At 75.4% G+C, this 264-nt stretch carries 1 pseudogene; it reads right to left on the reverse strand.

Annotation, left to right across the window (positions count from 1 at the left end):
* Positions 1-264, reverse strand: a pseudogene (locus KVT45_RS55415) (putative baseplate assembly protein); the annotation flags it as partial.

The following is a 264-nucleotide window of genomic DNA, read 5'->3' on the forward strand; positions in this document are numbered from 1 at the left end:
GACGTACGGGATGGAGGAACGCAGTATCTGTACGGCACCCCGGGCCACGTTGCCGTCCCGGCCCCCGCCCGTGCGGTAGCGGCGGGCCCGGACGACCGCCCCCTTCGGGGCCACCGTGCCGTACTGGCGCAGCGAGCCGTCCGGTCCGCGGACCGCGGGGCCGAAGGCGATGTCGCCGGTCGTCGCGTCGAGGGTGATGTGCCGGGCGTACGGACCGGAGGCCGCGAAGTGCGGGACGACCTGCCAGTCCACCCAGCCGCCCTC

Origin of the sequence: Streptomyces sp. GbtcB6 (assembly GCF_019091475.1) — a bacterium.
In the GTDB taxonomy this organism is placed as follows: Bacteria; Actinomycetota; Actinomycetes; order Streptomycetales; family Streptomycetaceae; genus Streptomyces; species Streptomyces hyaluromycini.